We start from the raw sequence: 10,334 nt of genomic DNA on the forward strand, positions 1-10,334 counted from the left end.
GACAAATATTACATTTTTTAGAATAAATTATATGAGCGAAGAAATCAAGAAGAGCAATTATTCAGCAGATAGTATTCAGGCATTAGAGGGAATGGAGCATGTAAGAATGCGTCCATCGATGTATATTGGAGATGTGGGTGTTCGAGGACTACATCATTTGGTTTATGAAGTAGTAGATAACTCTATTGATGAGGCCATGGGAGGGCATTGTGATACCATAGGTGTTGCGATAAACGAAGATGGATCTGTAAGTGTAGAAGATAATGGTCGTGGTATCCCAGTAGATATACATAAAAAAGAAGGTGTATCGGCATTAGAAGTTGTAATGACTAAAATTGGTGCTGGAGGTAAATTTGATAAAGATTCATATAAAGTTTCTGGAGGTTTGCACGGTGTTGGGGTTTCGGTAGTAAATGCCTTGTCAAATCATCTACGTGCAACTGTTCACAGTAGTGACGGAAAGGTATATGAGCAAGAATATGAGAAAGGAAAAGCTTTATATCCAGTTAAACAAATTGGAGAAACTACAAAAAGAGGAACTATTGTAACCTTTTATCCTGACGAAACAATTTTTACACAAACTACAGAGTTCTCATATGATACTTTGTCAGCTCGTATGCGTGAGCTTTCTTTCTTAAACAAAGGAATCACAATTACATTTACTGATAAAAGAGAAGTTGATGAAAAAGGCGAGTTTAAAACAGAAATATTCCATTCTGACGAAGGATTAAAGGAATATATTCGTTATCTGGATGGAAATCGTGAGCCGATTATTGCACACGTTATTTCTATGGATCATGAAAAAGGAGAAATCCCTGTAGAAGTAGCTTTAATTTACAATACAAGTTATACAGAGAATATTTTCTCTTATGTAAATAATATTAATACACACGAAGGAGGAACGCACCTGCAAGGTTTTAGAACTGGATTAACCAGATCGTTAAAGAAATATGCAGATGCTTCTGGAATGTTAGACAAATTAAAGTTTGATATTTCTGGAGATGACTTCCGTGAAGGACTTACAGCAATTATTTCGGTAAAAGTAGCTGAACCACAATTTGAGGGGCAAACAAAAACTAAACTAGGAAATAGAGAAGTTGTTTCGCCAGTAAGTCAGGCTGTGAGTGAAATGATTGAGAATTATTTGGAAGAAAATCCAAATGATGCTAGAATCATCGTTCAGAAAGTAATTCTTGCTGCTCAAGCACGTCACGCTGCTAAGAAAGCACGTGAAATGGTACAGCGTAAAACCGTAATGGGTGGAGGCGGATTGCCAGGAAAACTTTCAGATTGTTCTGAGCAAGATCCAGCACGTTGCGAAGTATATCTTGTCGAGGGAGATTCGGCGGGTGGAACTGCAAAACAAGGTCGTGATCGTGCATTTCAGGCAATTTTGCCATTACGTGGTAAGATCTTGAATGTTGAAAAAGCGATGCATCATAAAGTGTTCGAAAACGAAGAGATTCGTAACATATTTACAGCTTTAGGAGTTACAGTGGGTACTGCTGAAGATAGTAAAGCATTGAATTTAGAAAAACTACGTTACCATAAAGTAATTATTATGTGTGATGCCGATGTCGATGGTAGCCACATTTCTACTTTAATATTAACATTCTTCTTCCGTTTTATGAAAGAGCTAATAGAGGAAGGGCATGTATATATTGCTGCTCCACCTTTATACTTGGTTAAAAAAGGAAATAAAAAAGAATACGCATGGAATGATGTTCAACGTGATCAAGCTAACGAAAGAATGGGCGGAAGTGCAGCAATTCAACGTTATAAAGGTCTTGGGGAGATGAACGCAGAGCAATTGTGGGAAACTACAATGGATCCAAGTTTCAGAACATTACGTCAGGTAACAATTGATAGTTTAGCAGAAGCTGATAGAGTTTTCTCTATGTTAATGGGGGATGAGGTTCCGCCACGTAGAGAGTTTATCGAGAAAAATGCAGTTTATGCAAAAATTGATGCTTAAAAAAGTTTAATTGTTATATTTGTTTAATTGACTGTTGCTTATATTAGCAGCTAAGTAAATTGATTTAGAGTAAACAATTAACCCGAAAAAAAATTAACTAATAACCGAATAAATTTTAAAATATGAAAGTTACCATTGTAGGAGCAGGAAACGTTGGAGCCACTTGTGCAGACGTTATTTCTTATAGAGGAATTGCAAGCGAAGTAGTATTGTTGGATATCAAAGAAGGTTTTGCTGAAGGTAAAGCTTTGGATATTATGCAATGTGCTACAAATACAGGTTTTAATACCAAAGTATCTGGGGTAACAAATGATTATTCTAAAACCGCAGGTAGTGATGTAGTAGTAATTACATCAGGAATTCCTAGAAAACCAGGAATGACACGCGAAGAATTAATTGGAATCAATGCTGGAATTGTGAAAACAGTTGCAGAAAATGTATTGAAACATTCGCCAAATACTATTATTGTTGTAGTTTCAAATCCTATGGATACAATGACTTATTTAGCATTGAAATCAACAGGATTACCAAAAAATAGAATTATAGGTATGGGAGGAGCGCTTGATAGTTCTCGTTTTAGAACCTATTTATCTTTAGCTCTGGATAAACCAGCCAATGATATTTCGGCTATGGTAATTGGAGGTCATGGTGATACAACTATGATTCCGTTAACACGTTTGGCTTCATATAACGGGATTCCAGTAACGGAATTCCTTTCAGAAGAAGTTTTACAAAAAGTAGCTGCCGATACTATGGTAGGAGGAGCTACACTTACTGGACTTTTAGGAACATCGGCTTGGTATGCGCCGGGTGCTTCTGTTGCTTATTTGGTTGATAGTATTTTAAATGACCAAAAGAAAATGATTGCATGTTCTGTTTTTGTTGAAGGCGAGTACGGACAAAATGATATTTGCATTGGTGTACCATGTATTATTGGTAAGAATGGTGTAGAAGAAATTTTAGACATCAAATTAAATGATCAAGAAAAAGCATTATTTGCTAAGAGCGCCGATGCGGTTAGAGGAATGAATGACGCTTTAAAATCGATTTTAGTATAAGATTTACGAGTAAATAGGAAAAGACTGCACTTTTGCAGTCTTTTTTTTGAGATTAATTAATAAATAAATTGGTTAATCTTTTCGTTAATTATATATTTGCTCGGTTTAAAAAAAATAATGTAATTCGTGATTCCGTTATTTAGATATAAAAAACAGCTTAACGGCTTGATTTTGTGGAATTTAAAACAAAACAAACTATAAAACATAATTAATTTTTAGTAATAATGCAGAATAAAGGACTTATTAAATTTTTCGCAATTCTATTTGCATTGGTAAGTATTTACCAACTTTCCTTCACTTTTGTCGCTGATAAAGTAAAAAGTGATGCGAAATCTTTTGCAGGAGATAATCCTGATAAAGAATTAAAATATTTGGATTCTATTGGTAAAGAAAAAGTTTTCAATCTAGGATTTACTAGTTTTACTTTTAATGAAGTAAAAGAAAAGCAAATCAATAAAGGTCTTGACTTAGAGGGAGGAATCAACGTTATTCTTCAAATCTCTGTTAAAGATGTTTTAAAAGGATTGGCTAATAATTCTAAAAATCCAGTTTTTAATAAGTCATTAGCTGATGCAACTGCAAATCTAAAAGGAAATCAAACGTATTTAGATGCGTTTTTTGAAGCTTTTGAGGCAAACTCAAATGGAACAGTAAAATTAGCTTCTCCAGAAATTTTTGCTAACAGAAGTTTGCAAGGTGAAGGTGGTATCGATTTTCAAATGAGTGATGCTCAGGTGAAAAAAGTTATCAAAAGAAAAGTTGATGAGTCTGTAGAAAGTGCTTTTGGAGTACTAAGAAAACGTATCGATAAATTTGGTGTAACTCAACCTAATATTCAAAAAATTGGAGAAACAGGAAGAATTCTTGTTGAACTTCCAGGTGCGAAAGATGTTGATAGAATCAAGAAATTATTGCAAAGTACTGCTCAATTAGAGTTTTGGGAAACTTACAAAATTGAAGAATTGGGTAATTTCTTAATGGCTGCTAATGATGCCTTAAAGAAAACCGAAGTTAATAAAGTTGAAACTAAAGCTGTAGTAAAAGATTCATTAAATGATTTACTTACAGGTGGTAAAGATTCACTTGCTACTAAAAAAGGAAACAATCCTTTATTTGACAAAATGTTAGGTCAGGGTGGAGGACCAGTTTTAGGTCTTTTCTCTCCAAAAGATACTGCTGTTGTAAACGGTTATTTAAAAAGACCAGATATCAGAGTATTATTAGGTGCTGATCAACATTATGCAAAATTTGTTTGGGGAAAACCAACAGATATTAAAGATGCAAAAGGTAAAGAAATTGAAGCTGTAGAATTATATGCTTTAAAAGGAAATAGAGATAACATTGCTGCAATGGGCGGTGGTGTTGTAACTGATGCTAAAGATACTTTTGACCAAATGGGTAAACCAGCTGTTTCTATGCAAATGAACAGTCAAGGTGCAAGAGCTTGGGAAGAATTAACAGGTAGAGCTTATACTCAAAAAAGTAATATTGCTATCGTTCTTGATGATATCGTATATTCAGCTCCAGGAGTTTCTAGTGGTCCAATTTCAGGAGGAAGATCTGAGATTTCAGGTGTATTTGATGTTACAGAAACTAAAGATTTAGCTAACGTATTAAGAGCTGGTAAATTACCTGCTGCTGCAGATATTGTTCAGTCAGAAGTTGTAGGACCATCCCTAGGACAAGAGGCTATTGATAATGGAACAACATCGGCTATTGTAGGATTACTTTTAGTATCTCTTTGGATGATGATTTATTATGGTAAAGCTGGTTGGTATGCAAACCTTGCGTTAGCAGTTAACTTACTTTTCTTATTCGGTATTTTGGCAAGTTTAGGTGCAGTTCTAACTTTACCTGGTATTGCAGGTATCGTATTAACAATGGGTACAGCAGTAGATGCGAACATTATTATATATGAAAGAGCAAAAGAAGAATTGCGAGCAGGTAAAACACTTGATGAAGCAATTAAAACTTCTTATAGCTGGAGAGGTGCAATGTCATCTATTACAGATGCAAACGTTACACATATTTTAACAGGAGCGGTATTATTTATATTTGGTTCAGGACCAATTAAAGGATTTGCTACTACATTGTTAATTGGTATTATAACCTCTTTATTTACTTCTATTTTTATCGCTAGAATATTTATTGATAGAAATATTAGCGGAAAGAATGATTTAACTTTCGTTACTAATTTCTCTAAAAATATGTTTAACAACTTCCATTTTAATTTCTTAGGAGCTAAAAAATGGACGTATTTATTCTCAAGTATCGTTGTTGTAGTGAGTATTACATCATTATGTATTAACGGACTTGATCAAGGTGTGGATTTCGTTGGAGGAAGAACATTCCAAATACGTTTTGAAAAACCAGTAGAGGCAGAAGTTGTTAAAGATGAATTAGCAGTAGTTTTTGGTAGTGCCGAAGCAAAAGTTTTTGGTAGTGATAACCAATTAAAAATTACTACTAAATATAAAGTAGAAGAGCACGGTATTAAAGCTGACGAGGAAGTAAACAAATTATTGTTTGAAAACTTGAAAAAGCACTATTCTGAAGGATTAACTTATGATAAGTTTGTTAACTCTTTCGAAGGTAATGGAGGTAAGAAACTTGGTATCTTACAAGCTTCTAAAGTTGGACCTACTGTTGCAGAGGATATTAAAACAAATGCATATTGGGCTGTACTTGGAGCAATGGCAATTGTGTTCTTATACTTAATGATTAGTTTTAGAAAATGGCAATTTAGTTTAGGTGCGATTGCAGCTATTGCTCATGATGTTATCTTCGTATTAGGTATTTATTCATTATGTTACAAATTCATGCCGTTTGGTATGGAAGTAGATCAGCACTTTATTGCGGCGATCCTTACTGTAATTGGATACTCGATGAATGATACTGTAATTGTATTTGACAGGGTTCGTGAATTCTTAGCAGGGAAAACAAAAGGTTCTTTTGAACAAATTGTAAATGACTCTATTAATACAACAATGTCAAGAACAATCAATACTTCATTAACAATGATTGTGGTATTATTAATCATGTTCATTTTTGGTGGAGAATCAATTAGAGGATTTATCTTCGCTATGTTGGTAGGTATTATCGTAGGAACATATTCTTCGTTATTTATTGCAACTCCAGTATTGGTAGATTCTATTTCTGCAGCTGATAAATTATCAATTGAAGAAAGACATAAAAACGCATAACAGTTTTTATAACTATATATTTAAAAAGGATTCAATGAAAATTGAATCCTTTTTTTTTGTGAAAAAAATATAGTTTCAAAGGGGTAAAGAGATAAAAGATTAGTGATGTATGAGTAGCAAAGGTTAAAGGTCACAAAGGATTAAGAGGTTGGGTAAAGAATAATTAATATTTGAAATAGTAAAAAGCCTTGAGCTTTTGAGTAGTATGGAATGCTAATTTCATTCATAATACAACTCAATCTTATCTTTCTGCAGGAAGAATCTTTGCAAGTAGCTCGTTAATAGAAAAGGCATGTGCTTTCTTAGGGGGAATTAAAAGACAGCTTATCTGGCGAAGTCGTTGAGAGTAAAATTCAAAATAGGAGGAATGCTAAGTTTCTGAAATGGGTAATTAATGCTGAAGTAAAAAAAAAGACCCGATACATTCATATGAAAGTATCGGGTCTTCTTATTGAGTATATTTTATTTAGCTTTTTAAGGCTTTTTTATTGGCTCTAATCATAAAGTAAGCTCCAACTATTATAAAGGGAATACTTAGCCATTGTCCTGTTGAAAACAAGCCTAATTCGTTTTCAAAACCGCCTTGACTTCCTTTTACAAATTCGACTATAAAACGAACTACAAATAAAAGAACTAGAAACAAACCGAATAAAAATCCAGGTTTTTGGCTTGCATTTGTTTTCCAGTATAAATAGTAAAGGATTGCAAACACAAAGATGTAGCAAAAACCTTCATATAATTGTGCTGGATGTTTTACGGGAACTTGTGCTAATAAGTCGGCAAATTTTGGATCTGTAGCAATAGCAGTATATGCGTCTTTTGGATTGGCAATCTGAGTTTTGTTTACTGCATCATTTTTGCTGAAATATTCATGCAAAAAACGAATTCCAAAAATAGAGTCGGTCTCATTTCCTGTAATTTCTGAATTAAAGAAATTACCTAAACGTACAAATATTGCTCCACTGGCAACAGGAATTACCACCCTGTCTAATATCCATAACAAAGGACGTTTTAATATTTTTTTGCTGTAATAGTACATTGCAATTATAATTGCGATTGCTGCACCATGACTAGCTAATCCTTGGTATCCTGTAAACTCAAAATTTGGACTAAAGCGGAATGGTAAAAAGATTTCAGAAATATGATTTCTATAATATTCCCAATCGTAAAATAATACGTGACCTAAACGTGCTCCAATTAAAGTAGCTAAAACAGTCCAGATAAATAAAGAATCTAATTTGTCGATTGGTTCATTTTCACGTTCGAAAATTTGTTTCATTATGTACCATCCTAATCCAAAAGCAATTACGAACATTAGGCTGTAATAACGAATCATAAAAAAACCTAAATCAATTCCCTCCGAAGGATTCCAAACAATGTTTAAAGCGTGTATCATGTAGTAATATATTTTTATTTTGTAAAAATAAATATTTAAAGTAAAGTTATACTTTATAAAAAGTTAATGTTTGTGATTGCATTTCTTTTCAGGAACAGGATCGTAGCCACTTCTTCCCCACGGATGGCAACTCAATATTCGCTTGATGCCTAAATACCCGCCATAAAATAAACCATGGGTTTGTAATGCTTCAATCATATAACTCGAACAGGTTGGCTCAAAACGACAAGCTGCCGGAGTGAATGGAGAAATAGCATTCTGGTAAAACCGAACGAGTAAAACAAATGGATATATTAATATTTTTGATATCATATGCTCAGTAATTCAGTGTCGCTATTAAAAATATCAATACAAGACTATTTTCTAATGTTCATATGCAGAGTACTAAAAACTCTTTATTGAACACTAAATAAAGTTCCATCTTTACCATCTTTCAATTGAATACCTAGTTCAATCAATTGATCCCTGATTTGATCAGAAAGAGCAAAGTTTTTATCGGCTCTGGCTTGATTTCTCATTCCGATTAGCATAGTTACAACACCTTCTAATTTATCATTATTAGAGTCAGACATTTTCTCGTCTTTTAATCCTAAAACATCAAATACAAAAGCTCGTAAAGCAGTTGATAGGTTGTTTAAGTCTTCAGAAGTTATGGTTTCTTTATTGTCTTTTAATAAATTGACATAACGAACAGCTTCAAATAATTGTGCGATTAAAATAGGAGTATTAAAATCATCATTCATGGCATCGTAGCATAATTGTTTCCAACTTGCTATATTAATTGAAGAAGAAGTGCTTGGAACAATTGTATCCAATGAATCCATAGCCTCCATCAATCGTTTATATCCTTTTTCGGCAGCAACAATTGCATCATCCGAAAAATCTAAAATGCTTCTGTAGTGTGCCTGCAACATGAAAAAACGAGCTACGGAAGCAGAAAAAGGTTTGCTAAGGATAGTGTTTTCACCACTCAAAATCTCGCCTGGTAAAATATTATTTCCAGTAGATTTTGCCATTTTCTTTCCGTTTAAGGTAAGCATATTAGCATGCATCCAATAATTTACTGGACTTTGACCTGTACAAGCTTCATTTTGTGCAATTTCACATTCGTGGTGTGGGAATTTTAAATCCATTCCGCCACCGTGAATATCAAAATGATTACCCAAATATTTGGTACTCATTGCTGTACATTCAAGATGCCAACCAGGGAAACCATCACTCCAAGGCGAAGGCCATCTCATTATATGTTGTGGTTCTGCCTTTTTCCAAAGAGCAAAATCCTGTGGGTTTCTTTTGTCCGATTGTCCATCAAGATCACGAGTATTGGCTAACATATCTTCGATATTTCGTCCGCTTAATATACCGTAATTATTGGTTTCGTTATATTTTACAACATCAAAATATACAGATCCATTAGCTTCGTAGCCTATTCCTGTGTCGATTATTTTTTTGACAATCTCAATTTGTTCAATAATATGACCAGTAGCTGTAGGTTCAATACTTGGAGGTAAAAAATTAAAAGCTTTAAGGATATCGTGAAAATCTACAGTATAACGCTGTACAATTTCCATAGGTTCTAATTGCTCTAAACGCGCTTTTTTTGCAATTTTATCTTCACCTTCGTCAACATCATCCACAATATGACCAACATCAGTAATATTTCTTACGTAACGCACTTTATAGTCCAAATGCGAAAAATACCTAAAGATTACGTCAAAAGACATAAAAGTTCTAACATTTCCTAAGTGTACATTGCTGTAAACTGTAGGCCCGCAAACATACATTCCAACATTTCCCTCATGAATAGGATTGAAATTTTCTTTTTCACCCGAAAGTGAATTGTATATTTTTAGATGTTGACTTGTATATAAAGGCATATTTTTTTACTGTTTGATTGTTTATTTGAAGCTATTCCTGCTGTTCGCTATATCTTTTACTGGCTAAAGGAGCCAGAAAAAGGATGCCGCTTCCATCAGGGCTAGGTCATAAATATAGTTTGAAAAGATGTTATAAACTAGAATTGTGTTTCTAACTTAATGTAATCCAAAAATTCTCTTCTTGTTTGAGGGTCTTTAAATTTACCGCCAAATTCAGATGTTACTGTACTGCTTTCGATATCTTTAATTCCTCTTGAATTTACACAAAGGTGTTTTGCATCAATAACGCAAGCTACATCTTCAGTACCAAGAGCTTTTTGTAATTCCTGAACGATTTGCATAGTTAATCGCTCTTGAACCTGAGGTCTTTTTGAGTAATACTCAACAATTCGGTTCATTTTTGATAGACCAATTACTCTTCCGTTAGAAATATAAGCAACATGAGCTCTTCCTATAATTGGTAATAAATGGTGTTCACAGGTAGAATAAAGCGTAATGTTTTTTTCAACCAACATTTCGCCATATTTATAATTATTATCAAAAGTAGATGCTTTTGGTTTTCTTATAGGATTAAGTCCGCCAAAGATTTCTTTGACAAACATTTTTGCTACTCGGTTTGGAGTACCTTTTAAACTGTCGTCAGTCAAATCCATTCCAAGTGTAAGTAGAATGTTTTCAACATCTTTCTTTATTTTTTCTATTTTTTCATCGTCAGTAATTGCAAAAGCATCTTCTCTGATTGGATTTTGCGCACTTGAACCGATATGATTGTCACCTATTTCGTCTAAAAAATCTTCGTTATTTATCATTAAAAACTACTATTAT

General features: G+C 33.6%; 7 protein-coding genes. 3 read left to right on the top strand and 4 right to left on the bottom strand.

Features of this window, described 5'->3' with window-relative positions; genetic code table 11:
• Window positions 1-31: 31 nt before the first annotated feature.
• The 3 genes from gyrB (at window position 32) to secDF (ending at window position 6,236) form a co-directional block, all read left to right on the top strand.
• Entirely contained in the window at window positions 32-1,975 is a 1,944-nt protein-coding gene (gyrB, locus tag SHI72_RS02955; protein WP_039111145.1) for a DNA topoisomerase (ATP-hydrolyzing) subunit B, read from the top strand.
• 122 nt (window positions 1,976-2,097) lie between these two features.
• Window positions 2,098-3,033 carry a malate dehydrogenase gene (gene mdh / locus SHI72_RS02960; RefSeq protein WP_035619016.1) on the top strand — a complete coding sequence of 312 codons (936 nt, stop codon included), beginning with the start codon at window positions 2,098-2,100 and terminating at the stop codon, window positions 3,031-3,033.
• Between the two features lie 224 nt (window positions 3,034-3,257).
• Window positions 3,258-6,236: a protein translocase subunit SecDF gene (gene secDF, locus SHI72_RS02965; RefSeq protein WP_323489004.1), complete on the top strand. Its 2,979-nt coding sequence runs from the start codon at window positions 3,258-3,260 to the stop codon at window positions 6,234-6,236.
• A 466-nt stretch (window positions 6,237-6,702) separates the two neighbouring features.
• On the opposite strand, the gene lgt is transcribed toward secDF, so the two are convergent.
• The 4 genes from lgt to folE form a co-directional block, all read right to left on the bottom strand.
• A complete protein-coding gene (gene lgt / locus SHI72_RS02970) occupies window positions 6,703-7,632 on the bottom strand; it encodes a prolipoprotein diacylglyceryl transferase (protein WP_039111143.1) in 930 nt (309 codons plus the stop codon).
• A 63-nt stretch (window positions 7,633-7,695) separates the two neighbouring features.
• The gene (gene yidD, locus SHI72_RS02975; protein ID WP_082001743.1) at window positions 7,696-7,944 is read right to left on the bottom strand and encodes a membrane protein insertion efficiency factor YidD; all 249 of its coding nucleotides are present in this window, start codon (window positions 7,942-7,944) and stop codon (window positions 7,696-7,698) included.
• 83 nt (window positions 7,945-8,027) lie between these two features.
• The gene (gene cysS, locus SHI72_RS02980) at window positions 8,028-9,509 is read right to left on the bottom strand and encodes a cysteine--tRNA ligase (RefSeq protein WP_039111142.1); all 1,482 of its coding nucleotides are present in this window, start codon (window positions 9,507-9,509) and stop codon (window positions 8,028-8,030) included.
• Window positions 9,510-9,646: 137 nt separating this feature from the next.
• Window positions 9,647-10,318 (bottom strand): GTP cyclohydrolase I FolE, encoded by a 672-nt coding sequence (folE, locus tag SHI72_RS02985; RefSeq protein ID WP_039111141.1) that lies wholly within the window; start codon window positions 10,316-10,318, stop codon window positions 9,647-9,649.
• Between the last annotated feature and the right edge of the window lie 16 nt (window positions 10,319-10,334).

The organism is Flavobacterium sp. PL02 (assembly GCF_035013205.1).
Lineage (GTDB): Bacteria > Bacteroidota > Bacteroidia > Flavobacteriales > Flavobacteriaceae > Flavobacterium.

Coding starts and splice junctions, on each gene's coding strand:
- gyrB (WP_039111145.1), top strand. CDS start 32: ATGAGCGAAGAAATCAAGAAGAGCAATTATTCAGCAGATAGTATTCAG.
- folE (WP_039111141.1), bottom strand. CDS start 10,318: ATGATAAATAACGAAGATTTTTTAGACGAAATAGGTGACAATCATATC.
- secDF (WP_323489004.1), top strand. CDS start 3,258: ATGCAGAATAAAGGACTTATTAAATTTTTCGCAATTCTATTTGCATTG.
- lgt (WP_039111143.1), bottom strand. CDS start 7,632: ATGATACACGCTTTAAACATTGTTTGGAATCCTTCGGAGGGAATTGAT.
- cysS (WP_039111142.1), bottom strand. CDS start 9,509: ATGCCTTTATATACAAGTCAACATCTAAAAATATACAATTCACTTTCG.
- mdh (WP_035619016.1), top strand. CDS start 2,098: ATGAAAGTTACCATTGTAGGAGCAGGAAACGTTGGAGCCACTTGTGCA.
- yidD (WP_082001743.1), bottom strand. CDS start 7,944: ATGATATCAAAAATATTAATATATCCATTTGTTTTACTCGTTCGGTTT.